This is a genomic window from Micromonospora chokoriensis (genome assembly GCF_000718555.1).
Lineage (GTDB): Bacteria > Actinomycetota > Actinomycetes > Mycobacteriales > Micromonosporaceae > Micromonospora > Micromonospora chokoriensis_B.
In genome coordinates, this window is the sequence record NZ_JOAN01000001.1 from 59,308 (window position 1) to 85,693 (window position 26,386).

The window sequence follows — 26,386 nt, forward strand, 5'->3', positions numbered from 1 at the left end:
GCCGGCAGTCGCACCGCGCCGGACCAGCGCCATCCCGATAGTCGCCACCACGACTTTCGAACACATGTACGATAGCCGGCATGGCGGCAGCAGCGAGTTCCCTCGGCCGGTCCGGAGCCCTTGAGATCACCCGGCGGTTGGCGGCGATCTGCGGTCCACCGTTCTCCCGGCTGGCCGGGCCCGCTGACGAGGTGGCGGGGCGGCCGGCGCGCTGGGTGGCCGTCCCGGGCGGCCCGCATGCCGCCGCCGAGGTGCTGCGACTGGCTGCCGCGCACGACCTGGCCGTGGTGCCCCGAGGTGCGGGCACGAAGATCGACTGGGGTGCCACACCCGTTCAGGTCGACATCCTGCTCGACACTGGCCGGCTGGCCGGCATTGGTCACGAGCCGGCCCACGCGCCGGTGGTCGACGTGGGAGCAGGCACCCCGCTGCGGGCGGTGCAAGCCACACTGGAGCGCACCGGGCAGCGGCTCGCGATGGACGCCCCATCACCCGGCGCGACCCTGGGTGGTGTGCTCGCCGCCGGCGAGGCCGGCCCGTTGCGCCACCGCCACGGCAGCCCCTGCGACCAACTGCTCGGTGTGCGCTACCTCGCCGCTGACGGCGAGCTGATCAGCGTCGACGGTGGCGCTCCCGGGCTCGACCTGGCCCGCCTGCTCTGCGGCTCCCAGGGCGCGCTCGGCGTGCTGGTGTCGGCGAGTCTGCGGGTGCAGCCGATGCCGGCGAGCAGGCTCTGGGTGTCCCGCCCGGTGTGGACACCGCTGGAGGTGCACGACCTGGTCCGGACGATTCTCGCCGCTCGGCTGGAGCCGTCGGCCATCGAGCTGGACCTGCCCGGAGGCACCCCCCGGCCACGTACGCCGTACCCGCCCGGTCATCCGTCGGCCACCGCTCGAGAACGCCACCCGTCGATGTCCGGTCGGGTCGGCGCACCGTCGCGGGCCGGGAGCCTGGTGGTGCTGCTGGAGGGCGGCCCCGCCGATGTCAATGAGCGTGCCGAGCGGTTGGTCGGTCTGCTGCACGGGGAGGCGACGATCGCCCACTCCGCGCCGACGTGGTGGCGCCGCTATCCGTTCGCGCCCGGCGACACGGCGCTGCGGCTGGAGGTGCCGATCGGCGACCTGCACGCCGCCGTCTACGCGCTGCGCGACGCGGCCGGCGCGCCGGTGCCGGTGCGCGGGTCCGCCGGGCTGGGCATGGTGCACGCGGCACTGCCCGGAGCGCTGGCACCCGACCGGGTGGCGTCCATCCTGGCCGCCGTTCGAGGAGTGCTGGTGGCTCGGCAGGGCCGCTGCGTGGTGATCTCCGCTCCCACGGCGGTCCGCCAGGCCGTCGACCTCTGGGGTGAGCTTGCCGGTCTGGCCCAACTGCGAGCCGCGAAGAGGCACCTGGATCCGGAGCACCGGCTCGCCCCCGGGCGGCTCCCCGGCGGGCTGTGAGCCAGCCCGGTCAGTCCATCCACCACCGGTGTATGTCCAACAGCGGCGGGGTCAGCCGAGCAACCAGCACCAACACGCTGCCCGCCGCGCTGACCAGCAGCAGTGTCCGGGTTGCCCTGGGCATGTCCGCGCCCTCCCGGGCGGCCAGCGCCACCGCGACGATCGCCAACGGCAACCCGAGCACCGCACCCGCCAGGTAGAGCAGGGCCACCACAATGTGGAACACCCCGAACACGGCCATGTCCTTGGGGTCGTACGCGCCGGTCAGCATCTCGGCCGGGCCGACGCCAGCGGTCGCCATCCGACCGACGTAGAGCAGCACCACGGCGAGGAACGCGCCGATGGTCGCGAACTGCGCGACGAGCAGGGCACGAACCATCGGCCGCGAGTACGACGAGACCTGCGCGACGCTCGACATGGCCGCCAATCTACCGAGCGGACCCGAATCCCGAGGCCCTGCGCAGGGTCAGGTCGCGTCGTTGCGGAGCACCAGGATGGCGATGTCGTCCCGGGGTGGCTCGACCGAGAAGTTGATCGCCGCAGCGCGCAGCCGGGCGGCCACCACGTCGGCTGAATAGCCGGCCAGGGGTGCGGCGGCGTCCCGCAGCCGGTCGGTGCCGAACAGTTCCCGGCCCCGCCGCCGCTCGGTGACGCCATCGGTGTAGAAGATCAACGAGTCGCCCGGCCCGAGCGTGATCTCCGCCGTCGGCGAGGTGATCGTGTCGAGCAGGCCTAGCGCGGTGCCGCTGGTGCCGACGAACTCGGCGCCGCCCGACCCCGCCAGCAGCACCGGCCGGTCGTGTCCGGCGAGGTGCAGCGACACGTCCAACTGGTCGCCCTCGCCCGGCCCGACCGCCGCCAGCGCCAGCGTGCAGTAGCGACCGCCACCGCGCTCCACAAGCGTCTCGTTGAGCCGAGCCAACGCCTCCGGCAGCGGTTTGCCGTCGCCGACCAGCACCCGGATCACGTCCCGGACCAGCCCGGTCACCGCTGCGGCCTGGACGCCCTTGCCCGAGACATCACCGATCACCACCAGCCAGCGCCCGTCGGGCAGTGGCACCACGTCGTAGAAGTCGCCCCCCACCTCGGCGTCGTCGCCGGTCGGGACGTACTCGGCGGCGAAACCGATCCCGTCCACCACCGGCAGCACCGGCGGCAGCAGGGACTGCTGGAGCGTCTGCGCCACGCGGCGGCGCTCGGCGTGGATCCGGGCGTTCTCGATGGCCAGCGCGGCCCGCCGAGCCACGTCCTCCAACACGGCCACCTCGTCGGGGTCATGCCGGTGCCGCTGGTGTCGCCCCACCGCCAAGGTCCCGAGTCGCTGCCCGCGCGCGATCAGCGGGACCGCGAAACCCTCCATCGGCCCGCCCAGGGGGATCTGCGCCGCGCTGCGGGACGCCTCGCGCAGGCGGGCCTGGATCGAATCCGGCCCGGTCTCCGCCAGCACCTTGTGCAACTGCGGAAGCATCGACTCGTCGGCGTGGCTGGCCGCCGCCAGCCGGAGCCGGCCCCACTCGTCGGTGGTGTGCACCGCGCACCACTGACCGAGCCGCGGCACCACCAACTGCGGCACCAGCGCCATGGTCAGGTCGACGTCCAACGACTGGGCCAGCAACTCGCTCGCCTCGGCCAGGAACGTCAGCCACACCTGCCGGCGTACATCGGCCCTGCGCAGCCGGTCGTTCTCGAGATGCAGCGACAGCCGCTCGGCGGTGAGCACCGCCAACGGTTGGGCGTACGCCGACGGCGCGGCGTCCAACTCCAACTCCCCGGCGTACGGGCGGTGCACCGTCAGCGGCACCCGGAGCAGCTCGCTGTCGGGGCGGGGCGATCGACCGAAGCGGGCCAGCACCTGGCGGCCCTGCCCGTCGCCCCGGTCCAGGCGGATCGTGCCGCCGGCCGCGCCCACCATCTCGGCGACCCGGCTGAGCAGGCTGGTGGCGAAGTCGGGCAACGGGTCGTCCCCGTACAGGTCGGGGGCGGTCTGCATGAGTTCGCTCATCGCGCTGGCGCTCGGCGTGGACCGGTCGGCGCTCGTTGCAGGGCCGGCGCTGGCGGGTGTCGACTCGCCGATAGTGCCCTCGGCCGGCGGGTCGGCGCCGGGGCGGTCCAGTCGGAACCAGACGCCCTTCCCGGTGGGCAGGTAGGTCGTGCCCCAGCGGCTGGCGAAGTGGTCGACCAGCAGCAGGCCCCGGCCGCGTACGGAGACTTCGTCGATCTCGGTGGAGTCGTTGCGGGCGCCGACGGTCAGCTCGTCGCCCGAGCCGGGGGCGAAGTCGGAGACGGTGACGGTGATCCCGACCTCGTCGGCGACGACCTCGATGTCCAACTCGGTGCGGGCGTGCTCGACGGCGTTTGTGGTCAGCTCGGTGGTGAGCAGCAGGGCCTCGTTGGCCAACTCGTCGAGGTGTGACTCGGTCAACACCGAGCGGACGACGGCGCGGGCGGCGGCCGGCGTACGACGGTCTGCGGGCAGGCGGACACGCCGGACGGCCCCGTCCCGGGCCCCGGCCGTCGCGGCCCCCGCCTCGGCTGACACCCCCGTATCCTCCACCGTCCCCCTGTCAGGTGCCAAGCCGATCACCAATCGTGGGCTGTCGCGTCGGTCAGCGGCACCGCTGGCAGTGCGGGGTCCGCCGCGTCGAAACGACGGGTCCGGGAGCAGGGCGAGGTTTGCGACAGACCGCGTCGATCGGGCGGGTCGACGCGGCGATCGATGCCATCTGGCGGGTCGCGCACCCTGGCACTGCGGCGCGCGCGGGCACAATATGGGGTGCCGGTGTGTCCGCACGGACCGGCGCCCCCGAGTTGAGCGAGGAATGATGACCACGGCGAAGCAGTCGGTGGCGGATCCGTCCGCGCCCGACCACGAGGCGCTCCTCGGTGAGTTGACCGAGGCACTGCGACGGATCGGTCGCGGTGACCTGAAGGTCCGGCTTCCCCGCCGCGCCGGCGCGGCCGGTGAGGTGGCGGACGCCTTCAACGAGGTGGTCTCGCTCCAGGAGCGGCAGTACCTCGACCTGCGGCGGATCAGCCGGATCGTCGGTCGCGACGGCCGGCTTACCGAGCGGCTCGACGACGAGGGGTTGGACGGCTCCTGGGCAGAGGGGCAGCGAGCGATCAACTCGCTGATCGACGACCTGGGTCGGCCGACCACCGAGATCGCCCGGGTCATCGTGGCGGTGGCCGACGGCGACCTGTCCCAGCACATGGCGTTGGAGATCGACGGCCGGCCGCTGCGGGGTGAGTATCTGCGCATCGGGCGCACCGTGAACACGATGGTGGACCAGCTGTCGTCGTTCTCCAACGAGGTGACCCGGGTGGCCCGTGAGGTGGGCACCGAGGGCAAGTTGGGCGGCCAGGCCGACGTGCGGGGTGTCGCCGGCACCTGGAAGGACCTCACCGACTCGGTGAACACCATGGCGTCGAACCTGACCGGCCAGGTGCGGTCGATCTCGCAGGTGGCGACGGCGGTGGCCAAGGGCGATCTGTCGCAGAAGATCACGGTCGGCGCGCGTGGTGAGGTGGCCGAGCTGGCCGCCACGATGAACTACCTCACCGACACGCTGCGGCTCTTCGCCGAGCAGGTGACCCGGGTGGCCCGCGAGGTGGGCACCGAGGGCAAGCTCGGCGGCCAGGCCGAGGTGCCGAACGTGGCGGGCACGTGGAAGGACCTCACCGACAGCGTCAACTCGATGGCGTCGAACCTGACCGCCCAGGTCCGTAACATCGCGCAGGTCTCCACGGCGGTGGCGCGCGGTGACCTGTCGCAGAAGATCACGGTGGCGGCGCAGGGCGAGATCCTGGAGCTGAAGGACACCGTCAACACGATGGTGGACCAGTTGTCGTCGTTCGCCGACGAGGTGACCCGGGTCGCGCGTGAGGTGGGCATCGAGGGCAAGTTGGGTGGTCAGGCGCAGGTACGCGGCGTCTCCGGCACCTGGCGGGACCTCACCGAGAACGTCAACCAGTTGGCCGGCAACCTCACCAGCCAGGTCCGCAACATCTCCCAGGTCTCCACGGCGGTGGCCAAGGGTGACCTGTCGCAGAAGATCACGGTGGACGCCCAGGGCGAGATCCTGGAGCTGAAGAACACCGTCAACACGATGGTCGATCAGTTGTCGTCGTTCGCCGACGAGGTGACCCGGGTGGCCCGCGAGGTGGGCACCGAGGGCAACCTGGGCGGCCAGGCGCAGGTGAAGGGCGTCTCCGGCACCTGGCGTGACCTGACTGACAACGTGAACTCGATGGCGTCGAACCTGACCAGTCAGGTCCGCAACATCGCCTCGGTGACCACCGCCGTGGCGAAGGGTGACCTGTCGCCTGACCGACAACGTGAACTCGATGGCGTCGAACCTGACCGCCCAGGTGCGCAACATCGCCCAGGTCTCCACGGCGGTCGCGAAGGGTGACCTGTCGCAGAAGATCACGGTGGACGCGCGGGGCGAGATCCTGGAGCTGAAGTCGACTGTCAACACGATGGTGGACCAGTTGTCGTCGTTCGCCGACGAGGTGACGCGGGTGGCGCGTGAGGTGGGCACCGAGGGCAAGCTCGGTGGTCAGGCGCAGGTGAAGGGTGTCTCCGGCACCTGGCGGGACCTGACTGACAACGTGAACTCGATGGCGTCGAACCTGACCAGTCAGGTCCGCAACATCGCCTCGGTGACCACCGCCGTGGCGAAGGGTGACCTGTCGGAGGTCGGCATCGAGGGCAAGCTCGGTGGTCAGGCGCAGGTTAAGGGTGTCTCCGGCACCTGGCGCGACCTCACCGAGAACGTCAACCAGCTCGCCTCGACGCTGACCACGCAGTTGCGTGCCATCGCCCAGGTCTCCACCTCGGTGACCCGTGGCGACCTGACCCAACGGATCGCGGTCAAGGCGCAGGGCGAGGTCGCCGAGCTGAAGGACAACATCAACCAGATGATCGTCACCCTCCGGGAGACGACCAAGAAGAACGCCGAGCAGGGCTGGCTGGACTCCAACCTCGCTCGGATCGGCGGTCTGTTGCAGGGTCAGCGCGACCTCGGCGAGGTCTGCCGCATGATCATGACGGAGGTGACCCCGCTGGTCGACGCCCAGCTCGGCGCCTTCTTCCTGGCCGACGACGCCGACGGCAGCATGCGGCTGCGGCTGACCTCCTCGTACGGGTACGTGGCGCGGGGGCACGACGTCACCTTCGGGCCGGGTGAGGGGCTGGTCGGGCAGACCGCGCTCTCCCGTCGCACGATCCGGGTCAGCGCCTCCCCGAACAGCCGGCTCACCCTGCGCTCCGGTCTGGCCGAGACACCCCCGTCCGACCTGGTGGTGCTCCCCGTGCTGTTCGAGGGTGAGCTGCTCGGGGTGATCGAGTTCGCAAGCGTGTCGGCCTTCTCCGAGCTGCACCTGTCGTTCCTGGAGCGGCTGGTGCTCACCATCGGCATCGCGGTCAACACCATCCAGGCCAACCGGCGTACGGAGCAACTGCTGGCCCAGTCGCAGCGGCTGGCGCACGAGATGCAGGAGCAGTCGGCGGAGTTGCAGCGCACCAACGCCGAGTTGGAGGAGAAGGCCACTCTGCTGTCCGAGCAGAAGGGCAACATCGAGACGAAGAACCGGGAGATCGAGCTGGCGCGGCTGGGCCTGGAGGAGAAGGCTCAGCAGCTGACCCGGGCGTCGGCCTACAAGTCGGAGTTCCTGGCCAACATGAGCCACGAGCTGCGTACCCCGCTGAACTCGTTGCTGTTGCTGGCCCGTCTGCTGGCCGAGAACTCGGAGCAGAACCTCAGCCCGAAGCAGATCGAGTTCGCCCGGACCATCCACGGGTCCGGCTCCGACCTGCTGCGTCTGATCGACGACATCCTCGACCTGTCCAAGATCGAGGCGGGTCGGATGGACGTCGAGCCGACCGAGATCCGCTTCTCCGAGCTGCGCGGCTTCGTCGAGCAGGCGTTCGCGCCGCAGGCCGAGGAGAAGAACCTGGACTTCCAGGTACGGGTGAGCAAGGATCTGCCGCCGGCGTTGGTGACCGACGCGCAGCGATTGCAGCAGATCCTGCGCAACCTGCTCTCCAACGCGGTGAAGTTCACCGACAACGGTGCGGTGACACTGCGGATCGCCCCGGCGGCGGAGAACGTGGTCTTCGACGTCCCGGCGCTGACGAACGCTCAGCAGGTGATCGCGTTCACCGTGATCGACACCGGGATCGGCATCTCCGACGACAAGTTGTCGATCATCTTCGAGGCGTTCCAGCAGGCCGACGGCACGACCAGTCGCCGCTATGGCGGCACCGGCCTGGGGCTGTCGATCAGCCGTGATCTGGCCCGACTGATCGGCGGCACCATCACCGTCTCGTCGGCGCCCGGTCAGGGTTCGACCTTCACCCTCTTCGTGCCGCAGGTGTTGGCCCCGGACGCCGTGGTCGCGCCTCAGTCACCGTCTCCGCAGCGCGCTGGCCTGCCGTCGTCGCTGCTGATGCCGCCGCTGGAGTTGTTGCCGGAGCGGCCCGAGGCGCCGGTCACCCGCCAACTGGATGGCGCCACCGTGCTGATCGTGGATGACGACGTCCGCAACGTCTTCGCCTTGACCAGCGCGTTGGAGTTGCACGGGATGACCGTGCTGTACTCGGACAACGGGGCGGACGGTGTCCGCCTGCTGGCCGAGCACCCGGAGGTGGACATCGTGCTGATGGACGCCATGATGCCCGACCAGGACGGTTACGAGACCACCCGCCAGATTCGCCGCAACCACCGGTTCGCCGACCTGCCGGTGGTCTTCCTGACCGCGAAGGCGATGCCGGGTGACCGCGAGTCGGCGCTCGCCGCTGGCGGCAGCGACTACATCACCAAGCCGGTCGACCTGGACGACCTGATCGAGTTGATGTCGTCCTGGATCAACGGCAGCCGGACCGAGGAGACTTCGTGACCCAGATGGCCAAGGCGCTGCTCGTGGACGACCGGCGGCAGAATCTGACGGCCCTGGAGGCGATCCTTCAGGGCCTGCCGGTCCAGTCCGTTGCGGTGGAGAGCGGCGAGGCGGCGCTCAAGCAGCTGCTGGTGGACGACTTCGCGGTGATCCTCTTGGACGCGCAGATGCCGGACATGGACGGCTTCGAGACGGCGAGCCACATCAAGCGCCGCGAGCGGACCCGGCATGTGCCGATCATCTTCCTCACCGCCGCCGACCGGGACGCCCAGCTCGCCCTTCGGGGTTACCAGGTGGGTGCGGTGGACTACCTGACCAAGCCGTTCGACCCGTGGGTGCTTCGGGCCAAGGTGTCGGTCTTCGTCGAGCTGTGGGTGAAGACCCGCCAGTTGGCCACCCAGTCGGACCTGGTTCGGGAACGCGACATGCAGTGGCGGCGGCTCACCGACGCGGTCGACGAGGCGACGGCCCTGCTGCGCTCCGACGATCCGGAGGTCCGCGACCGGGCGGTACGACTGCTCGAACAGGCCCGCTGGGGCAACAACTCCTAAGCTCAGCCCTCGCCGGGTCTGACGTGGCCGGTGGCGGCCCGCCGCTCCCGCCAGCGCTGACCCATCGAGTCGATCTCCTCCTGGACGAAGATGAAGAAGTCGCGCATCTCGGCCACCCGTTCGCCGGCCGGCGTGTTGGGGCCGTCGAGGGCGCTAACGCCGCCATCTGCGACGTCGATGAACGTCTTGTAGAGCACGGTCTTCGTGATGGTGGCCTCGTACCAGGGGTTGTCTGGCATCCGGTAGCGGTCCCGGCGGGACCGGGGGACCGGCTCGCGGATCAGCATCCCGAACTGGGTGAGGTAGCGGACGGCACCGCTGACCGCCGCCGCGCTCACTCCGAGCCGATCGCCGATCTCGGCGGCGGTCAGTGGGTCGTCCGCGCTCATCACCGTGAACAGCACCCGGGCGGCCATCCGCGGGAACCCGACCTCCGCGAAGGCCAACGCCATCCGTTCGACGAAGAGATGCACCGGGTCGTGGCTGTCAGTGGCTGCCATGGCGGTCCCTCCATCGTCACGAGCACCCGATGGTGCCCTGGCTCTCGCAATCTTCACAACTTTGTGAAACAAGTGTAGCTTCCGATATATGGAAACTCCGATTGAGGTTTCCGGCCTGGTCAAGACCTTCGGCCGGACCCGGGCGCTCGACGGTCTCGACCTGACCGTCCGCACCGGCGAGGTGCACGGCTTCCTCGGCCCGAACGGCGCCGGCAAGTCGACCACCATCCGGGCACTGCTCGGCCTGTTGCGGACGGACGCGGGGGTCGTCCGCCTGCTTGGTGGCGACCCGTGGCGCGACGCGGTGGCTCTGCACCGTCGGCTGGCGTACGTGCCGGGCGACGTGACGCTCTGGCCCAACCTCTCCGGCGGTGAGGTCATCGATCTGCTCGGCCGGATGCGCGGCGGCCTCGATCCGGCCCGCCGAGCCGAGCTGCTCGACTCCTTCGAGTTGGACCCGCGCAAGAAGGGCCGGGCCTACTCCAAGGGCAACCGGCAGAAGGTCGGCCTGGTGGCCGCCCTCGCCTCCGACGCCGAGCTGCTCATCCTGGACGAGCCGACCTCCGGCCTGGACCCGCTGATGGAGGAGGTCTTCCAGAGCTGGGTCCGCCGGGCCAAGGCGGACGGCCGCACCGTGCTGCTCTCCAGCCACATCCTGGCCGAGGTGGAAGCGCTCTGCGACCGGGTGACGATCATCCGCAACGGGCGGGACGTGGAGACTGGCACCCTCACCGAGCTGCGCCACCTGCGGCGGACCTCGATCGAGGCGGAGCTGACCGGCCCGGCGGACGGCCTGGGCCAGCTCGCCGGCGTGCACGACCTGCGGGTGGACGGCCATCGGGTGCGCTTCGACGTGGAGAACGCCGCGCTGGACGCCGCCCTGCGCAAGCTCACCGACATCGGCGTACGGAGTCTGGTCAGCCAGCCCCCGACGTTGGAGCAGTTGTTCCTGCGGCACTACCAGGCCGACCAGGTGCGGTCATGACCGCCTACACCGGCACCCGGCACCTCGTCCGGCTGATCCTGCGCCGGGACCGGGTCGTGTTGCCGATCTGGGTTCTCCTGTTGGCGGTGCTGCCCGCCAGCTATGCCGGCGCGTACGCCGAGCTGTACCCGACCGCCGCCGAACGGGCCGCGTACCTCGCCGGCACGGCCAGCAACCCGTCGATCGTCGCCCTGCTCGGTCCGGTGTACGGCGACAGCATCGGTGCCCTCACCGTCCAGCGCGCCGGTCTGCTGGCCCTGATCGCCGGGCTGGCCAGCGTGCTCACCGTGGTCCGGCACACCCGCACCGAGGAGGAGGCCGGTCGCCGGGAGCTGCTCGGTGCCACTGTGCTGGGCCGGTACGCCGGGCTGACCGCCGCGCTGCTGGTTACGTACGCCGCGAATGTGCTGCTCGGCCTGCTCGTCGCCGCCGGCCTGGTCGCTGCCGGCCTGCCCGGCGCGGGTTCGGTGCTCTTCGGCGCCGGCGTGGCGCTCACCGGCATCGTCTTCGCCACGGTCGGCGGGCTGACCGCGCAACTCACCGAGAGCGCGGCGGGAGCGCGCGGGATCGGCCTGGGTGTGCTCGGGCTGGCCTTCGTGCTGCGGCTGGGCGGCGACGCCGGGGCCTCCGGCGGCACCGGTGGGAGTGCGGAGTGGCTGAGCTGGCTCTCGCCGCTGGGCTGGGCGGCCCGTGGCCGGGCGTACGCCGACGAGCGCTGGTGGGTGCTGCTGCTGCCGGTGCTGTTCAGCGTGCTGGTCGCGCTCGTCGCGTACCCCGTCTCGGTCCGCCGTGACCTCGGCGCGGGAGTGCTCCCGTCCCGGCTCGGCCCGGCCACCGCCGGCGCGGGGCTGGCCGGCCCGATCGGCCTGGCGTGGCGGCTGCACCGGGGCCAACTGCTCGGGTGGACCGTCGGTTTCGGGCTGCTCGGCCTGGTGCTCGGTGGCGCGGCGGACGCCGCTGGCCAAGCCGTCGAGGGCAACCAGCAGCTCGCCGAGATCCTGTCCCGCCTCGGTGGCAGCTCCGCGCTCGCCGAGGCGTACCTCGGTGGGACGTTGAGCCTGACCGGGTTGGCCGCCGCCGGGTACGGCATCCAGGCCGCCCTGCGAGCGCGGGCGGAGGAGGTCGCCGGGCGGGCCGAACCGTTGCTCGCGACGGCGGTGAGCCGGAGCCGCTGGCTGGTCGCGCATCTGATCTTCGCGCTGCTCGGCCCGGCGGTGGTGCTGGCGGTCGCCGGGCTCGCCACCGGGCTGGCCTACGGTCTGAGCGTCGGCGATGTCGGCCGTGAGCTGCCGCGGCTGCTCGGTGCCGGGCTGGCCCAGGTGCCGGCGGCCTGGGTGCTGGCCGGGCTGGCGGCGCTGCTGGTCGGCTGGCTGCCCCGTCTCTCCGGGGTCGCCTGGGCAGTGCTCGCCGCCTGCCTCCTGCTAGGTCAGCTAGGCGCGGTGCTGAAGCTCAACCAGTGGGCGCTGAACCTCTCCCCATTCACCCACACCCCACAGGTCCTCAGCCCAGATTGGTCCGTCACCCCCCTACTAGCCCTGAGCGCCCTAACAGCCGCCCTGCTAGCCCTATCCCTAAAAACCTTCCAAACCCGAAACATCCCCACCCCCTGACCTCGTTGATCATGCTGACCCACGCGCTGATCATGAGGTTGGCGGATCGATCGGGCCCTGAATCGCCCGTCAACCTCATGATCAACCGAGGAGGGAGGGCAGGGCGGGGGTTAGCCGGTGGGTTGGTCGTTGCGGATCATCAGGGCGCTGCGGAGGCCCGTGATGTCCAGGACGCGGATCAGGAAGTCGCCCACGTGGGTCAGCATCAGCAGGCTCTGCGCGTGGCTGGCCTTGCGGCTGAGCACGACCAGGGTGCCCAGACCCTGCGAGTCGCAGAAGGTGACACCGCCGAGGTCGAGCACGATCCGCGGGGGCGGGTCGGCCAGCACCTCGTTGACGACGGTGGAGAGCTGCGCCGCCGTGAGCATGTCGATCTCACCGGCCAGGCGCAGCACTGCTTCGTCGCCCGTCCGGTGTAGCGTGATGGACAGTTCGGCACGATCCACCCGGTCAGCCTAGCGCGATCCGACCGACCCGGCCTGTCGAGACCGCGAGCCGCCGACGCCCCAGGCCCCGAGCCACTGCCGCCGCAGGCCTCGAGCCCCCGCCGTCCAGGCCGCTAGCTCCCCGCTGACGAGCGCTGGCCATGGGTGAGCCGGGTAACCCCACCACGGGGTGGCTGCTGGTTGACCCTTCGGCGCTGTCACAATGGCGGCATCGTGACCGACATCTTTCCCGCCGGATCCGGCCGCTACCCAGCCGATGCGCCGGCCTCCGAGGCCCTGTTCGACCGCGCCCGCGCCATCGTGCCGGGCGGGGTGAACTCCCCTGTGCGTGCCTTCCAGGCGGTCGGCGGCACCCCACGCTTCATGGTCCGTGGTGAGGGCCCGTGGCTGTATGACGCCGACGGTCGCCGCTACGTCGACCTAGTCTGTTCCTGGGGTCCGCTGATCCTCGGGCACGCCCACCCGGAGGTGGTGGACGCCGTCCAGACCGCCGCCGCGCGGGGCACCAGCTTCGGCACGCCCACCCCCGGTGAGGTGGAGTTGGCCGCCGAGATCGTCGCCCGGACCCCGGTCGAGCAGGTCCGCCTGGTCAACTCCGGCACCGAGGCGACCATGTCGGCGATCCGGCTGGCCCGGGGCTTCACCGGCCGCTCGAAGATCGTCAAGTTCGCCGGCTGCTACCACGGCCACGTCGACGCGCTGCTCGCCGCCGCCGGGTCCGGCGTGGCCACCCTGGGCCTGCCCGACTCGCCCGGCGTGACCGGCGCGGCGGCCAGCGAGACGATCGTTCTTCCGTACAACGACATTCGGGCCGTCGAGGAGGTCTTCGCCGCCGAGGGCCAGCACATCGCCGCCGTGATCACCGAGGCCGCCGCCGGCAACATGGGCGTGGTGGCCCCCCGCGACGGCTTCAACCAGCAGCTCGCCCGGATCGCGCACGCACACGGCGCGCTGCTCGTGGTGGACGAGGTGATGACCGGGTTCCGGGTCTCCCGCGCCGGGTGGCACGGCCTCGACGCCTCCGACGCCGACCTGTGGACGTACGGCAAGGTCATGGGTGGTGGCCTGCCCGCCGCGGCGTTCGGCGGGCGTGCGGACATCATGGCGCGACTCGCGCCGGCCGGGCCGGTCTACCAGGCCGGCACGCTCTCCGGTAACCCGCTCGCCTGCGCCGCCGGTCTGGCGACCCTGCGGCTCGCCGACGACGCGCTGTACCAGCGCCTCGACTCCACGGCCGGCGTCGTGGGCAAGCTGGCGTCCGACGCGTTGGCCGCCGCCGGAGTCCCACACCGCTTGTCGTACGCGGGCAGCATGTTCTCGATCTTCTTCACCGACGCCGACGTGGTCGACTACGACAGCGCGCGCACCCAGCAGGTGCCGGCGTTCAAGGCGTTCTTCCACGCGATGCTCGCCGCCGGCGTCTACCTGCCGCCGAGCGCGTTCGAGTCGTGGTTCGTGTCGGCGGCGATCGACGACGCCGCTCTGGAGCACATCGCCGCCGCGCTGCCCACGGCGGCGAACGCGGCGGCAGCGGCTGGTCACGGGGGTTAGCGTGAGCGCGAGGAGTGAGCCGGTCTTGCGAGCCCCGCAGTCGCGAACTAAGGGGGCGCAGCGGTGAGTAAGACGGTGGTGCACGTGCTTCGGCACGGCGAGGTGTACAACCCCGACCAGATCCTCTATGGCCGGCTGCCCGGTTTCCGCCTCTCCGAGCTGGGTGTGCAGATGGCCAAGGCCGCCGCGCAGGGCCTGGCCGAGCGGGAGATCGTGCACGTGGTGGCCAGCCCGCTGGAGCGCGCCCAGCAGACCGCCGAGCCGATCGCCGCCCAGTTCGGGCTGCCGGTCGGGGTGGACGAGCGGCTGATCGAGAGCGCCAACTGGTTCGAGGGCAAGAAGGTGTCCCCGGGTGACGGGTCGTTCCGCGACCCGCGCAACTGGTGGGTGCTGCGCGACCCGGTGACCCCGTCCTGGGGTGAGGCGTACCGGGTGATCGCCGAGCGGATGTTCGCCGCCGTGCACGCCGCGCGGGTGGCCGCCGAGGGACGCGAGGCGGTGCTGGTGTCGCACCAGCTCCCGATCTGGACGCTGCGTCGCCACGTCGAGCGCAAGCGGCTCTGGCACGACCCGCGCAAGCGGCAGTGCGGGCTGGCGAGCCTCACCTCGTTCCACTTCGACGGCGCGAAGGTGGCGGGCATCGGCTACAGCGAGCCGGCCGCGCACCTGATCGCTCTCTCCGCGACAGCCCGGACGGCCAAGGGGGCCTGATGAACGCCCGGAGGTGGACCGCTGGTCTGCTCGCCACCGTAGCCGCGGTGGCGCTGGTCGGCTGTACGTCGTCGAAGGGGCAGGAGAAGACCTGCACGACGACCACCGACGGGATCTTCGAGTGCGCTCCGGACCAACGCTCCAAGCCGCCGAAGCTCGCGGGTGAGCTGCTTCTCGGCGGCAGCTACGACGTGAGCCAGGCCCGCGGCCAGGTGGTGGTGGTCAACTTCTGGGGCTCCTGGTGTGCGCCGTGCCGGGCCGAGGCGGACGACCTGGAAGCCGTCTACCAGGCCACCAAGGGTTCCGGGGTGAACTTCCTCGGCATCAACGTTCAGGATTCGCGCGACAAGGCCAAGGCGTTCGAGCAGGGCCGGGTCACCTATCCGAGCCTCTTCGACCCGTCGAGTAAGACGGCGCTCGCGCTGGACATTCCGCCGAACAGCGTGCCGGCGACGGTGGTGCTGGACCGGGAGGGTCGCATCGCGGCGGTGATCCGGGCCGCCGTCAAGCAGGAGGGCCTGCAACCGATCGTCGAACGGATCGCCGCCGAGAAGCCGGCCCCGAACTGATGGGCGAGACCTTCAGGGAGTTGGCTCTCAGCGGGCCGCTGCTGCTCGCCATCGGCGCGGCGGCGCTCGCCGGCCTGGTCAGCTTCCTATCTCCGTGCGTGCTCCCGCTCGTCCCCGGCTACCTGTCGTACGTGACCGGTCTCGCCGGTGCCGACCTGGAGGGCCGACGGCCGACAGCGGACCCCGCACCGACCACCGGCGGTGTCGCGGTCAAGGAGCGGGTCGCGCGGGTCGGCGCGGTCAAGGGCCGGGTGCTCGCGGGCACGCTCCTCTTCATCGCCGGCTTCACAGTCGTCTTCGTCGCCAGCGCGATCCTCTTCGCCAGCATCGGTCGGGTCTTCTTCGACTACGAGCGGCAGTTGGAGATCGTCGCCGGCGCGCTGATCATCGTGCTCGGTATCGCCTACCTCGGGATGATCCCGGCCCTGCAGCGGGAGTTCCGGATCTCCCGGCTGCCCGCCGCCGGCCTGCTCGGCGCACCGGTCTTCGGGGCGGTCTTCGCGCTCAGCTGGGTGCCCTGCACCGGCCCCACCCTCGGCGCGGTCATGATGATGGCCACCGCCAGCGGTCAGACCGACCGTGCCGTGGTGCTCGCCGTGGCGTACTGCCTCGGGTTGGGGATACCGTTCATCGTCTTCGGGCTGGGCTTCGAGCGCCTGCTCGGGGTCTTCCGCGCCGTCCGGCGCAACAGCCGCTGGGTCACCCGGGTCGGCGGCGCCCTGCTCATCCTGATCGGCCTGGCACTCATCACCGGCGGATGGCAGAGCTTCGTGATCTGGTTGCAGACCACCGTCGGGGTGGGCGAGGTGAGCATCTGATGACGGCCGTCGACGACCGACCGGAGACCGTGGCCCCGGCGCCCCGGCGTCGGCCCAACCGGCTGCTCGCCCTGCTGCGCAACTCGTGGCGGCAGCTCACCAGCATGCGTACGGCGCTGATCCTGCTCTTCCTGCTCGCCATCGCCGCCATCCCCGGCTCGGTGCTGCCGCAGCGCGGGATCAGCCCGGAGAAGGTCAACGAGTACTTCGTCGACCACCCGGACCTGGCCCCCCGGCTGGACCGGATCGGCGCGTTCGAGGTCTTCGGCTCGGTCTGGTTCTCCGCGATCTACCTGCTGCTCTTCACCTCTCTGATCGGCTGCATCACGCCCCGGCTGCGCGACCACTTCCGGGCGTTGCGGTCCCGGCCGCCGGCCGCGCCGAAGCGGATGGCACGGCTGCCGCAGCACACCGTGCTGCCCGCCCCGCCCGGTGGCGTGGCGGCGATCGCCGAGGTGCTGCGCAAGCGCCGCTGGCGCGTCGAGGTGCGCGGCGACGAGGTCTCCGCCGAGAAGGGCTACCTCAAGGAGACCGGCAACCTGCTCTTCCACACCTCGCTGATCGCGGTGCTGATCGGGGTGGCGCTCGGCTCGTGGTACGGCTGGAGCGGCAACCGGCTGCTCGTGGCCGGCGCGGACAACGCGTTCTGCAACACCCGCCAGCAGTACGCCGAGGCGAAGCTCGGCCCCCGGGTGGACAGCGCCGACCTGCCCCGCTTCTGCCTGCGGCTGGACGACTTCCAGGCCCGGTTCCTGCCGTCCGGCCAGCCGGAGTTCTTCAACGCCACGGTCACCGTCGACGGCCCGGACGAGCCGACCCGCAGCGCCGACTTCTCGGTCAACTCGCCGCTGCGTCTCGGCGACGCGAGCGTCTACCTGCTCGGTCACGGGTACGCCCCGGTGATCCGCTACACCGACCGGTTCGGCAACAGCCAGCTCAGTGACGAGCCGTTCCTGACCACCGGCGACATGGGCCTGACCAGCGAAGGGCTGGCCGCTTTCCCGGATGCGAACGTCGACCCGGCCACCGGTGCGCGCGCACCGGATCAGCAGATGGCGTTCACCGGCATCTACCTGCCCACGGCACCCGAGCAGGCACCGTTCGTCCGCTCGCAGTACCCGACCGAGCGCAACCCGGTGCTGAACCTGGTCGCCTACCGGGGCAACCTCGGCCTGGACGCCGGCATCCCCGGCTCGGTCTACCAGCTCGACCAGCGGCAGGTGCGGACCGGCAAGGTCAAGGAGGTCGGCACCAAGCTGCTCCGCAAGGGCGAGACCTGGAAGCTCGACGACGGCTCGACAGTCGAGTTCCTGGGCACCGAGCGGTACGTCACCCTCTCCGTCCGGCACGACCCCGGCGCGACGCCGCTGCTGATCAGCTGTGCTGCCTTGCTGGTCGGGCTGATGGGCTCGCTCTTCGGACGACGCCGCCGGGTCTTCTTCCGGGTGGTGCCGGGCGACCCCGGGGAAGGATCTCCGACAAGCGGTAGTAGCTTGATGGAGGTCGGTGGGCTGCCGCGTACCGACTATCCAGGGTTCGCCGACGAGTTCACCCAACTCGTCGCCGCGGTCAACGGTGCCGAACGGCCTGAAGCTGAGGCCACTGAGCGGGCCGGCGTGCGAGAAGGAGCCGAGTGATGTCCGCACTCTCCGACAATCTGGTGACCTTCGCGATCCTGGCGTACCTGGTTGCCATGATCGGCCATGCCGTCGAGTACGCGCTGGGCAACGCGCGTACCCGGGTCGCCACGGCGGCTCCGGTGCGCGAGTTGGTCGGTGCCGGCGGCGGTGTCGTCCCGACGCCGCCCGCGCCGGTGAAGTCGTCGCCCACGGACGACCGTCCCGCGCGGCGTGCCCGGCTCGCGGGCCTGATCGGGGTGGGTGCCACCGCGGTCGCCGCCCTGCTGCACCTGGCGGCGCTTGTCACCCGGGGGCTCGCGGCCGACCGGATGCCGTGGGGCAACATGTACGAATTCGTGCTCACTGTGACGTTCATCGGTGTCGCCGCCTGGCTGGTGGTGCTCTGGAAGCGACCGTCGCTGCGCAAGCTCGGGCTGTTCCTGACCCTGGTGATGGTGCTGCTGGTCGCCACCGCCGAGCTGGTGCTGTACGTGCCGATCGTGCCGCTGGTGCCGGCCCTGAACTCGTACTGGTTCATCATCCACGTCTCGACGATCGTCTTCGCATCCGGCATCTTCCTGCTCGGTGTGGTGCCGGCGGTCGGCTTCCTGATGCGCAGCGGGTACGAGCAGGGCAAGCGGAGCTTCCCGTACATCCTGGCCAAGCGGTTGCCCGGCGCGGTCGGCCTGGAGCGGCTGACCTTCGCGCTGCACGCCTTCGCGTTCCCGATCTTCACCTTCGCGGTGATCGCCGGTGCCATCTGGGCCGAGGCGGCCTGGGGTCGGCCGTGGGGCTGGGACCCGAAGGAGACCTGGGCGTTCATCTCCTGGGTGGTGTACGCCGGTTACCTGCACGCCCGCGCCACGCCTAGCGTCAAGCGCAACGTGGCCACCTGGATCGCCGTGCTCGGCTTCCTCACCATGCTGATGAACCTGTTCGGCGTGAACATCTTCTTCACCGGCCTGCACTCCTACGGCGGGCTGGACTGACCTGTTCGATGACGCGCGGGCCGGCCACGGGATCCTCCGTGACCGGCCCGCATCGTTCAGCCTCGGTCAGCTCACGGTGACGGGGGCGATGTCGTTGCTCGGGTTGTCGTCCACTCGCGGGTAGCGGCCGTGCGGCTCGACCTGTCCGGCAGCGCCGCCGAGTCGCTCGATCCGCAGGTCGAACGTGACAGTGTGGCTGGTCCCGGCGAGGAACACCGACACCCGCCCGTCGCAGTACCAGGTAGCCGGTGCATCCGCGGTGCCCTCGTCGTCGCCGAACGGCCAGCAGTCCGACGGGTGGCCCACGACGGTGACGCCGACGGGTGGGGTGAAGTAGAACGCGCCGACGACGTCGCCGGAGTTGGTGCCGTCCGGCACGCCCGGCCCGACATTGCGTAGGCCCACGGTGGCCTGGACGGTGTCACCGACGGCTCCGGTAACGGCGGCACCTTCGGCGACGATGTCGAAGGCGCCCCGGATCTGATCCAGGTAGGTCCCGCCGCCGGCGCTGGTCACCTCGACCGGGACGACGTCGAGCGGTGCGCCGACCGGCCGTAGGCGCAGTGCCTGGTCGGCGTCGCGGCTCTTGAACTCCACATTGCTCGGCAGCGGCTCGGCGCTGGCCAGCGGCTCCACGATCTGGTTGATTCGCTTACCGCCCAGGGCGGCCGGACCGACAGCGGTGGGGAAGCCACCGCGCAGTTCGTACCGCTGGCCGGGTGCGAACGTGCCCCGCACGGTGCAGGCGACCCTGGTGCCGAGCGCCTGGTCGGTGCCGTAGCGGCAGTTGCGGTAACTGGCCGGAACCAGGCCAACCGGAAAACGGAAGGTGAGTCGGAGATCCACGGCCGGCTGGTTGCCGGCGTTGACCACGGCCACCGGCATGGCGTAACTCTCACCGACGTCGACGCCGGCGACGTTCTCGTTGACCATGTCGAGCAGTTCGGGCCCGGATCGCACGGTGACGACCGACTGTTGGGTCTGTGGCTCGGTCTGCTCGCCGAATGTCGTGTAGGTGAGGATGCCGGTCGCGCCGTCGGCGGCGCCGGGGGCGGCTCGGAACACCACCGGCACGTCGCCAGTGGTCGAGCCGGACTCGTCGGGGGTAGCGGTCGGGGGCATCGGGCAGGTGACCGAGGTTGCGTCGGTGACGCACCAGGCGGGGAAACTGGTGGTGGCCACCCCGGCCAGGCCGGTCAGGTCGAGGGTCACCCGGGGCTGGGCAGCCCGGTAGCTGTTCAGGGTCAGCGGCATCGTGCGGCCGGGCGAGCCGGAGGTGCCGATCGTGACATCACGGAACCAGCCGCCAACCCAGCCGGGGTCGTCTTCTGCCGCAGCCGGCCCAGCCGCCACGCCGATCCCCGCGACGACCACGACGAGCGCGGTCAGGCCGCGCGTTACGTGCACAGATCTCATCGATCTCCTTGGGAAGGGATGAGCCGGTCGGAAGAAGCCGGGACCGCATCACCCCGACCCGATCGGCATCCATGATCTTAGAGATGGCCTGTGACAGGCTTCGATCAGTCGACCGGCCGGCGAACCCCGTCGAGACGGGCCTCGGTCGGTGGCTGCCGCGCCGGCCGCCAGGCCCACAACGTCCGCTCGACCTGGATCGTGACCTGGTAGGACACCTCCGGCAGATCGGCCAGCTCGATCCGCTCACCGCGCAGCGCGAGTTGGGCGTGCAGCTCCCGGGCGACGGCGTCGCGAAGCTCGACAAGCAGGGGCGACAACCCGTCCGGGTCACCGACGACGTAGGCGTCCGACATGGATCCACCCTGCACCCGCGTCCCGCCGTTCCGCCGTTCCGCCGTTCCGCCACGAACGGTGAGATGTGTTCGCCAGGCTTGACCTGGCCGTCGTCGGCCTTGCTCGGTGTCCCGCACCCGGTCGGCCGTTGATCCACTCGGGTTCCGGGAAGTCGGGGTGTTCTGCGGCCCAGGACGCCCCGACTTCTTGCAAGCCGAGTGGATCTTGTGATGGTGGTCGTTGGGCCGGGTGGTGAGGCGGCGCCTCCGCTCGCGTTACCCCGATATGCCTGTCATGGGGTGACGCAGCGTCGAGCGCTCGCTACCGTGCGACAGGTGGGTTGCGTGACCCACCGTTTGCGGCGGGAGGTGGGGCGCAGTGACCACAGTGGTGTCTACGGCGACGCTGATCAGGGAGCAGCTCCGGCGGTCGCGGCTCGCGGCCGGGCTGACCCAGGAGGAGTACGGCAAACGCGCGCACTACTCGCCGTCCATGGTGTCGGCGGTCGAGCTGGGGCAGACGGCGCCCAACGAGGCGTACCTGATCCGCGCCGACGAGGTGCTCGACACCGGCGGCCTGCTGGTCTCGCTGCGTGAGCTGGGTCGGCGCGACGGCGAGCCGGTCTGGTTCCGCCCCTGGCTGGAGGTCGAACGGGTCGCCACCCAGTTGCGTTGTTTCGAGGCGACGATGGTTCCCGGGCTGTTACAGACCGCCGACTATGCCCGGGCGGTGTTCCGGCTCGACCTGGGGCTGACCGCCGATCGGGTGGAGGAGTTGGTGGCGGCCCGGCTGGAGCGGCAGACGATCCTCGACCGGGAGCACCCGCCGCAGCTCACCGTCGTGATCGACGAGGCCGCGTTGCAGCGCTTCGCGGAGGGCTGCGCCGGGGTGCTGGCCGAGCAGCTCCGGCACCTGGTGGCGTGCGCGCGTCGCCCGCACATCCGCGTGCACGTGCTGCCGCAGGGGGTGGGCCTGCACGCCGGCCTCTTCGGGCCGTTCATCCTCGGCCGCACCGCAGACGGCAGTTGGCTCGGCTTCCTCGACAGTCAGACCGGCGGCACCGCCGTGGACGACGTCAACGAGGTGGCGACCCTGCTCGGAAGGTGGGAGAGTCTGCGCAGCGACGCGCTGCCCCGGCAGCAGTCCATCGACCTGCTCGAGGAGATCGTGAAGCCATGGATCTGACCGGAGCCCGCTGGCGCAAGTCCACCCGGAGCGGCAACAACAGTGGCGCGTGCGTCGAGGTTGCCGACAACCTGCCCGGCCGAGTGCACGTCCGCGATTCCAAGGACCGCGACGGCGGCCTGCTGACCTTCACCCCGGCCGCGTGGCGGGCCTTCGTCGAGCAGGCCCGCACCCACTGACCCCGGGCAATCGGCGCCGGGCGGCCCGGACGGGCCCGGCAACCGCCACGTCGACGGCGGGAGCCCCTGCTCAGGCCGCCTGAAGGAAGTCGCTCAGCAGGGCGAGCATCTCGTCCGGGCGCTCCTCGTACAGCCAGTGCCCGCAGTCCTCGATCACCTCACCGCGCACCGTGTCGGCGTACCGGCGGACCTGCTCGGCGATCTGCCCGCCGAGGCTGGCCGCCGCCCCGACGGCCAGCACCGGCATGGTCAGCTTCGTGGCCCGGTACGCCTTGTTGTCGGCGATGTCCCGCTCGAACGCCCGGAAGTAGGCGAAGCTGGCCCGCAGATGCGCGGGGTCGCGCAGGTGGCTGGCGAACTCCTCGATGTCGGGCGCGGCGATGCTGCCCTTGCGCACCATCAGGGCGTCGGTGAACTTGTCCACCCAGAGCGACTCCCGCCCCTTGACCAGCTCCTCCGGCAGCCCGTTGCCGAGGGAGAAGTAGCCGAAGTTCCACACCCCGGTCCCGGCCGAGGTGAGCGCGGGGAACGTGTAGATGCTCTCGTCGGGGATCGGTGCCTCGGTGAGCGCCAACCGGCTCACCCGCTGCGGATGGGCGGCGGCGTACGCGTACGCCACCATGGTCCCCAGGTCGTGCCCGACCAGCCGGAGGTCACTGGTCAGGCCGAGCTGGTCGAGCAGCCCGTGCAGGTCGGCGGCGACCGTCTTCTTGTCGTAGCCGCCGGCCGGGGCGTCGCTGTCGCCGAAGCCGCGCAGGTCGGGCGCGACCACGTCGAAGGAGCGCCCCAACTCGGGCAGCAGGTGTCGCCACATGTACCAGCACTGCGGATACCCGTGCAGCAACACCAGTGGCGGCCCGGTGCCGCCCCGGACGTAGTTCATGGTGATCTGGTCGACCCGCGCCTGTTGCTCACTGAACCCCGCCGGAACTCGGTCCCCGCCCATTCGCCGCCTCCGCCTGCTGCCCGTCCAGGGCCCGCCGTCCGCCCGCTGCCGGGCTACCCGCTCCACCGCCTGCCATGCGCGAGAAGGCCGTTGATCCACTCGGGTTGCAGGAAGTCGGGCCATCCCAGGCCGCTGGACACCCCGACTTCATGAAACCCGAGTGGATCAAGACGCGCCGCCGCGATGCCGGGTCATCATGAGCGTCACAGCACCCGGCTTGGGTCGTACGGGAGCCGGTGCGGGAGACTTGGCGACATGGCGGCTCGTGGCTTCCCGTACACCGATCTCAAGGACTTCCTCGCGGCGCTGGAGCGCGCGGGGGAGCTGCGCCGGGTCGACGTCCCGGTCGATCCGACGCTGGAGATCAGCGAGGTGGTCACCCGGACGGTGCGGGCCGGCGGCCCGGCGCTGCTCTTCGAGCGTCCGACCCGGGGCGACATGCCGGTGGCGATCAACCTGTTCGGCACCGAGAAGCGGATGGCGATGGCCCTCGGCGTCGACTCGCTTGACGAGATCGGCGCCCGCATCGGCGCGCTGATCAAGCCGGAGCTGCCGGTCGGCTGGTCCGGCATCCGGGAGGGCCTCGGCAAGGTCATGCAGCTCAAGTCGGTGCCGCCGCGCAAGGTGAAGACCGCACCCTGCCAGGAGGTCGTCTACCGAGGCGAGGACGTCGACCTCAACCGGCTGCCGGGGTTGCAGGTCTGGCCCGACGACGGCGGGATCTTCCACAACTACGGGCTGACCCACACCAAGCACCCGGAGACCGGCAAGCGCAACCTCGGCCTGTACCGACTTCAGCAGCACGGCCGCAACACCCTGGGCATGCACTGGCAGATCCACAAGGACTCCACGGCCCACCACGCGGTCGCCGAGCGGCTCGGGCAGCGCCTGCCGGTCGCGATCGCGATCGGCTGCGACCCGGTCGTCTCGTACGCGGCCAGCGCGCCGCTGCCCGGCGACATCGACGAGTACCTGTTCGCAGGGTTCCTGCGCGGCGAGCGGGTGGAGATGGTCGACTGCCTCACCGTGCCGTTGCAGGTGCCAGCGCACGCGCAGATCGTGCTGGAGGGCTACCTGGAGCCGGGTGAGCGGCTGCCCGAGGGGCCGTTCGGCGACCACACCGGCTACTACACGCCGGTCGAGCCGTTCCCCGTGCTGCACATCGAGGCGATGACCATGCAGCGCAAGCCGGTCTACCACTCGATCGTCACCTCGAAGCCGCCGCAGGAGGACCACGGCCTCGGCAAGGCCACCGAGCGGATCTTCCAGCCGCTGCTCAAGCTGATGATCCCGGACATCGTCGACTACGACCTGCCGGCCGCTGGCGTGTTCCACAACTGCGCGATCGTCTCCATCCGCAAGCGCTACCCGAAGCACGCGCAGAAGGTGATGAACGCGATCTGGGGCGCGCACCTGATGTCGCTGACCAAGCTGATCGTGATCGTCGACGAGGACTGCGACGTGCACGACTACAACGAGGTCGCCTTCCGGGCCTTCGGCAACGTCGACTACGCCCGCGACCTGTTGCTCACCGAGGGTCCGGTGGACCACCTCGACCACTCGTCGTACCAGCAGTTCTGGGGCGGCAAGGCGGGCGTCGACGCGACCCGCAAGCTGCCCACCGAGGGCTACACCCGCGGTTGGCCGGAGGAGATGCAGATGAGTCCGGAAGTCACGGCGCTGGTCAACAAGCGCTGGAAGGAGTACGGCATCTGATGGTCGTCCTCGACGCGTCGCCGGCCGAGAAGCCGGGCCGAATCAAGTCCTTCCTGAAGCTCGTCGCGATCGAGCACTCCGTGTTCGCGTTGCCGTTCGCGTTCCTCTCGGCGCTTGCCGCCATGCAGGTCGACGGCGCGCGGGTGCGCTGGCTCGACCTGCTGCTGATCACCGTGGCGATGGTCGGGGCACGGACGTTCGCGATGGCCGCCAACCGGATCCTCGACCGTCAGATCGACGCGCGAAACCCGCGTACCGCCGGGCGGGAACTGGTCACCGGAGCGGTGAGCGTGCGGACGGCCTGGACCGGCGCGGCCGTCGCGCTGGTCGTGTTCCTCGTCGCTGCCGCCCTGCTCAACCCGCTGTGCCTGGTGCTCGCGCCGCTCGCCGTGATTCCGCTGGTCGTCTACCCCTACGCCAAGCGGTTCACCAACTGGCCGCACGCCATCCTCGGGGTCGCCCAGGCGGTCGGCCCGGTCGGCGCCTGGCTGGCGGTCACCGGCACCCTGGCCGGCTCCGGGCCGGCCTGGCTGCTCGGCGCGGCCGTCGGACTGTGGATCGGCGGCTTCGACCTGATCTACGCCTGCCAGGACTCCGAGATCGACCAGGAGATCGGCGTGCACAGCGTGCCGGCCCGCTACGGTCGACGCTTCGCGCTGCACGCCTCCACGGTCGCGCACGTGGTGACCTTCGCGCTGTTCGTCTGGTTCGGCGCGTTGATCGGCCTCGGCTGGCTCTGGTGGATCGGGCTGGCGTTGACCGCGGTGGCGTTCGCCTACCAGCACCTGGTGGTCACCCCGACCGACCTGAGCAAGGTCAACCGGGCGTTCTTCACCGCCAACGGGTTCGTCGGCATCGCGCTCTTCGTCTTCGCCCTGCTCGACCTGGTGATCCGGCTCGGCCTACGGCCCTGAGCTGACTGGTTACGGCCCAGCGGCGGGCGGTGCGGTGCTGACGGGGTAGCGGGCGCTCTCGAAGGTCCAGTCGACGGTCCCGCGTACGGCGTACGCCACCCCGTCTAGATGGTCGGCGACCGCCTCGTCCAACGCCGGGCCGAACGACGGCACTGCGGCGCGCAGTGCGACGAAGCGCCGCATCGCGTCCCGCCAGTGCTCGGCCGCCCGCTCGACCGCCTCCGCCTCGGGCACGGCCAACTCGGCCTGCAGGGCGAGGACCAGGTTGTGCCCGCCAGCGGTCGCCCGGTCCCGCTCCAGCGAGGCCAGGTCGTTGTACCAGGAGAGCAGGTCGTTGCCGGTGCGGCCGATCTGACGCAGCAGCGGGTGGTGGTAGACCGGCTCGGGCAACGGTCGGCCGCTGACGAACTCCACAAGCGGGTACGACACCTCCGCCGCCGAGGTCGACCGGCGCAGCTCGACGTACTCGTCGACGCTCAGGCGGCGGCCGGTCTGCTTGTTGACCGCCTCCTGCCAGGTGCCGTCGAGGTGCCGGGCCACCGCGTCGGCGAAGCGCTGCCGCCACCTGGCCGGCATCCGGCGGCGCGGCTCCCGCCAGGCCAGCACGAGCAGTCGCCGCAGCGGGCCGGTCAGCCCGGGGTGCCGCAGCCGGGGGCCGTCGTGCAGCAGCGCCAACGTGCCGTTGCGCAGCGCCCGGATCTGCTCCGGGGTCAACCGGTTCGGCCCGTCGCAGGCATCATCGATCAGGAAGAACCAGGTGAACAGCGCGGTCAGCACCCGCAGGTCGGCTTCGGTCGCGTCCGGGTAGAGCCGCCCCGCGTACCTGGCGAAAGCCCCCCGGGACAGCCGGCGCAGGGCGGCGTCGTCCAGGGTGAAGCCAAGCTCGGGCAGTAGGCCGAGCAGCCATCCCTGCACACGGTCGGCGTGTGCTGGAAACCGGGACGGGATCGGACATTCGGTACGCAGCGCCCGGAGGGTCTCGCCGGTCGTCACCGATGCCTCCTCTGCG

General features: G+C 70.8%; 22 protein-coding genes and 1 pseudogene. 15 read left to right on the forward strand and 8 right to left on the reverse strand.

Features of this window, described 5'->3' with window-relative positions:
- The first annotated feature begins 80 nt into the window (after positions 1-80).
- Positions 81-1,439, forward strand: a complete 1,359-nt coding sequence (locus IF46_RS0100300; protein ID WP_030486204.1) for an FAD-binding oxidoreductase — start codon at positions 81-83, stop codon at positions 1,437-1,439.
- 10 nt (positions 1,440-1,449) lie between these two features.
- Here the strand turns inward: IF46_RS0100300 and IF46_RS0100305 are convergent, their stop codons facing one another.
- Both IF46_RS0100305 and IF46_RS0100310 read right to left on the reverse strand, forming a co-directional pair.
- Complete coding sequence (locus tag IF46_RS0100305; RefSeq protein WP_030486205.1) at positions 1,450-1,857, reverse strand: hypothetical protein; 408 nt, start codon at positions 1,855-1,857, stop codon at positions 1,450-1,452.
- A gap of 48 nt (positions 1,858-1,905) precedes the next feature.
- On the reverse strand, positions 1,906-3,978 hold the full coding sequence (locus tag IF46_RS0100310; protein WP_030486206.1) for a SpoIIE family protein phosphatase: 2,073 nt from the start codon (positions 3,976-3,978) through the stop codon (positions 1,906-1,908).
- Positions 3,979-4,261: 283 nt separating this feature from the next.
- On the opposite strand from IF46_RS0100310, the pseudogene IF46_RS32060 reads away from it, so the two are divergent.
- Positions 4,262-8,339 (forward strand): annotated as a pseudogene (locus tag IF46_RS32060) (HAMP domain-containing protein).
- Positions 8,336-8,890, forward strand: a complete 555-nt coding sequence (locus IF46_RS0100320) for a response regulator (protein ID WP_030486207.1) — start codon at positions 8,336-8,338, stop codon at positions 8,888-8,890. Before IF46_RS32060 ends, IF46_RS0100320 begins: the two are co-directional and overlap by 4 nt.
- Positions 8,891-8,892: 2 nt before the next feature.
- Here IF46_RS0100320 and IF46_RS0100325 read toward each other — a convergent pair whose 3' ends face one another.
- On the reverse strand, positions 8,893-9,390 hold the full coding sequence (locus tag IF46_RS0100325) for a GbsR/MarR family transcriptional regulator (protein WP_030486208.1): 498 nt from the start codon (positions 9,388-9,390) through the stop codon (positions 8,893-8,895).
- Positions 9,391-9,478: 88 nt separating this feature from the next.
- Here IF46_RS0100325 and IF46_RS0100330 point away from each other — a divergent pair, with 88 nt between their 5' ends.
- Both IF46_RS0100330 and IF46_RS0100335 read left to right on the forward strand, forming a co-directional pair.
- A complete protein-coding gene (locus IF46_RS0100330; protein WP_030486209.1) occupies positions 9,479-10,375 on the forward strand; it encodes an ABC transporter ATP-binding protein in 897 nt (298 codons plus the stop codon).
- A complete protein-coding gene (locus tag IF46_RS0100335) occupies positions 10,372-11,985 on the forward strand; it encodes an ABC transporter permease (protein WP_030486210.1) in 1,614 nt (537 codons plus the stop codon). Before IF46_RS0100330 ends, IF46_RS0100335 begins: the two co-directional genes overlap by 4 nt.
- Before the next feature lie 110 nt (positions 11,986-12,095).
- Here the strand turns inward: IF46_RS0100335 and IF46_RS0100340 are convergent, their stop codons facing one another.
- Positions 12,096-12,431, reverse strand: a complete 336-nt coding sequence (locus tag IF46_RS0100340) for an STAS domain-containing protein (protein WP_007454492.1) — start codon at positions 12,429-12,431, stop codon at positions 12,096-12,098.
- A 213-nt stretch (positions 12,432-12,644) separates the two neighbouring features.
- Here IF46_RS0100340 and hemL point away from each other — a divergent pair, with 213 nt between their 5' ends.
- The 6 genes from hemL to ccsB all read left to right on the forward strand — a co-directional run bounded on the left by hemL (position 12,645) and on the right by ccsB (position 18,688).
- Positions 12,645-13,982, forward strand: a complete 1,338-nt coding sequence (gene hemL / locus IF46_RS0100345; RefSeq protein WP_030486211.1) for a glutamate-1-semialdehyde 2,1-aminomutase — start codon at positions 12,645-12,647, stop codon at positions 13,980-13,982.
- 63 nt (positions 13,983-14,045) lie between these two features.
- Complete coding sequence (locus tag IF46_RS0100350) at positions 14,046-14,693, forward strand: histidine phosphatase family protein (protein ID WP_030486212.1); 648 nt, start codon at positions 14,046-14,048, stop codon at positions 14,691-14,693.
- A complete protein-coding gene (locus IF46_RS0100355; protein WP_030486213.1) occupies positions 14,693-15,262 on the forward strand; it encodes a TlpA family protein disulfide reductase in 570 nt (189 codons plus the stop codon). The genes IF46_RS0100350 and IF46_RS0100355 overlap by 1 nt, the downstream gene beginning before the upstream one ends.
- Entirely contained in the window at positions 15,262-16,080 is an 819-nt protein-coding gene (locus tag IF46_RS0100360) for a cytochrome c biogenesis CcdA family protein (protein ID WP_030486214.1), read from the forward strand. The genes IF46_RS0100355 and IF46_RS0100360 overlap by 1 nt, the downstream gene beginning before the upstream one ends.
- Positions 16,080-17,717, forward strand: a complete 1,638-nt coding sequence (gene resB, locus IF46_RS0100365; RefSeq protein WP_030486215.1) for a cytochrome c biogenesis protein ResB — start codon at positions 16,080-16,082, stop codon at positions 17,715-17,717. Before IF46_RS0100360 ends, resB begins: the two co-directional genes overlap by 1 nt.
- Positions 17,717-18,688 (forward strand): c-type cytochrome biogenesis protein CcsB, encoded by a 972-nt coding sequence (gene ccsB / locus IF46_RS0100370; RefSeq protein ID WP_030486216.1) that lies wholly within the window; start codon positions 17,717-17,719, stop codon positions 18,686-18,688. Before resB ends, ccsB begins: the two co-directional genes overlap by 1 nt.
- Positions 18,689-18,754: 66 nt before the next feature.
- Here ccsB and IF46_RS0100375 read toward each other — a convergent pair whose 3' ends face one another.
- Together IF46_RS0100375 and IF46_RS0100380 are read right to left on the reverse strand one after the other, a co-directional pair.
- Positions 18,755-20,104 (reverse strand): hypothetical protein, encoded by a 1,350-nt coding sequence (locus IF46_RS0100375; RefSeq protein WP_157562487.1) that lies wholly within the window; start codon positions 20,102-20,104, stop codon positions 18,755-18,757.
- A 104-nt stretch (positions 20,105-20,208) separates the two neighbouring features.
- Positions 20,209-20,457: a hypothetical protein gene (locus IF46_RS0100380; protein ID WP_051723541.1), complete on the reverse strand. Its 249-nt coding sequence runs from the start codon at positions 20,455-20,457 to the stop codon at positions 20,209-20,211.
- A gap of 358 nt (positions 20,458-20,815) precedes the next feature.
- On the opposite strand from IF46_RS0100380, the gene IF46_RS0100385 reads away from it, so the two are divergent.
- Positions 20,816-21,622: a helix-turn-helix domain-containing protein gene (locus IF46_RS0100385; RefSeq protein WP_051723542.1), complete on the forward strand. Its 807-nt coding sequence runs from the start codon at positions 20,816-20,818 to the stop codon at positions 21,620-21,622.
- Entirely contained in the window at positions 21,613-21,801 is a 189-nt protein-coding gene (locus IF46_RS0100390; RefSeq protein ID WP_030486220.1) for a DUF397 domain-containing protein, read from the forward strand. Before IF46_RS0100385 ends, IF46_RS0100390 begins: the two co-directional genes overlap by 10 nt.
- 70 nt (positions 21,802-21,871) lie before the next feature.
- Here IF46_RS0100390 and IF46_RS0100395 read toward each other — a convergent pair whose 3' ends face one another.
- Complete coding sequence (locus IF46_RS0100395) at positions 21,872-22,747, reverse strand: alpha/beta fold hydrolase (protein WP_030486221.1); 876 nt, start codon at positions 22,745-22,747, stop codon at positions 21,872-21,874.
- A gap of 255 nt (positions 22,748-23,002) precedes the next feature.
- Here IF46_RS0100395 and IF46_RS0100400 point away from each other — a divergent pair, with 255 nt between their 5' ends.
- Positions 23,003-24,463, forward strand: a complete 1,461-nt coding sequence (locus IF46_RS0100400) for a menaquinone biosynthesis decarboxylase (RefSeq protein ID WP_030486222.1) — start codon at positions 23,003-23,005, stop codon at positions 24,461-24,463.
- Complete coding sequence (mqnP, locus tag IF46_RS0100405; protein ID WP_030486223.1) at positions 24,463-25,377, forward strand: menaquinone biosynthesis prenyltransferase MqnP; 915 nt, start codon at positions 24,463-24,465, stop codon at positions 25,375-25,377. The genes IF46_RS0100400 and mqnP overlap by 1 nt, the downstream gene beginning before the upstream one ends.
- A gap of 9 nt (positions 25,378-25,386) precedes the next feature.
- Here the strand turns inward: mqnP and IF46_RS0100410 are convergent, their stop codons facing one another.
- Positions 25,387-26,370 (reverse strand): terpene synthase family protein, encoded by a 984-nt coding sequence (locus IF46_RS0100410; RefSeq protein ID WP_036390788.1) that lies wholly within the window; start codon positions 26,368-26,370, stop codon positions 25,387-25,389.
- Positions 26,371-26,386: the final 16 nt, after the last annotated feature.

What these genes read in the sequence shown, in the direction of transcription:
- mqnP (WP_030486223.1), top strand. Translation starts at nt 24,463, where the DNA reads ATGGTCGTCCTCGACGCGTCGCCGGCCGAGAAGCCGGGCCGAATCAAG.
- IF46_RS0100305 (WP_030486205.1), bottom strand. Translation starts at nt 1,857, where the DNA reads ATGTCGAGCGTCGCGCAGGTCTCGTCGTACTCGCGGCCGATGGTTCGT.
- IF46_RS0100400 (WP_030486222.1), top strand. Translation starts at nt 23,003, where the DNA reads ATGGCGGCTCGTGGCTTCCCGTACACCGATCTCAAGGACTTCCTCGCG.
- IF46_RS0100395 (WP_030486221.1), bottom strand. Translation starts at nt 22,747, where the DNA reads ATGGGCGGGGACCGAGTTCCGGCGGGGTTCAGTGAGCAACAGGCGCGG.
- resB (WP_030486215.1), top strand. Translation starts at nt 16,080, where the DNA reads ATGACGGCCGTCGACGACCGACCGGAGACCGTGGCCCCGGCGCCCCGG.
- IF46_RS0100325 (WP_030486208.1), bottom strand. Translation starts at nt 9,390, where the DNA reads ATGGCAGCCACTGACAGCCACGACCCGGTGCATCTCTTCGTCGAACGG.
- IF46_RS0100360 (WP_030486214.1), top strand. Translation starts at nt 15,262, where the DNA reads ATGGGCGAGACCTTCAGGGAGTTGGCTCTCAGCGGGCCGCTGCTGCTC.
- ccsB (WP_030486216.1), top strand. Translation starts at nt 17,717, where the DNA reads ATGTCCGCACTCTCCGACAATCTGGTGACCTTCGCGATCCTGGCGTAC.
- IF46_RS0100380 (WP_051723541.1), bottom strand. Translation starts at nt 20,457, where the DNA reads ATGTCGGACGCCTACGTCGTCGGTGACCCGGACGGGTTGTCGCCCCTG.
- IF46_RS0100330 (WP_030486209.1), top strand. Translation starts at nt 9,479, where the DNA reads ATGGAAACTCCGATTGAGGTTTCCGGCCTGGTCAAGACCTTCGGCCGG.
- IF46_RS0100390 (WP_030486220.1), top strand. Translation starts at nt 21,613, where the DNA reads ATGGATCTGACCGGAGCCCGCTGGCGCAAGTCCACCCGGAGCGGCAAC.
- IF46_RS0100355 (WP_030486213.1), top strand. Translation starts at nt 14,693, where the DNA reads ATGAACGCCCGGAGGTGGACCGCTGGTCTGCTCGCCACCGTAGCCGCG.
- IF46_RS0100335 (WP_030486210.1), top strand. Translation starts at nt 10,372, where the DNA reads ATGACCGCCTACACCGGCACCCGGCACCTCGTCCGGCTGATCCTGCGC.
- IF46_RS0100375 (WP_157562487.1), bottom strand. Translation starts at nt 20,104, where the DNA reads ATGAGATCTGTGCACGTAACGCGCGGCCTGACCGCGCTCGTCGTGGTC.
- IF46_RS0100300 (WP_030486204.1), top strand. Translation starts at nt 81, where the DNA reads ATGGCGGCAGCAGCGAGTTCCCTCGGCCGGTCCGGAGCCCTTGAGATC.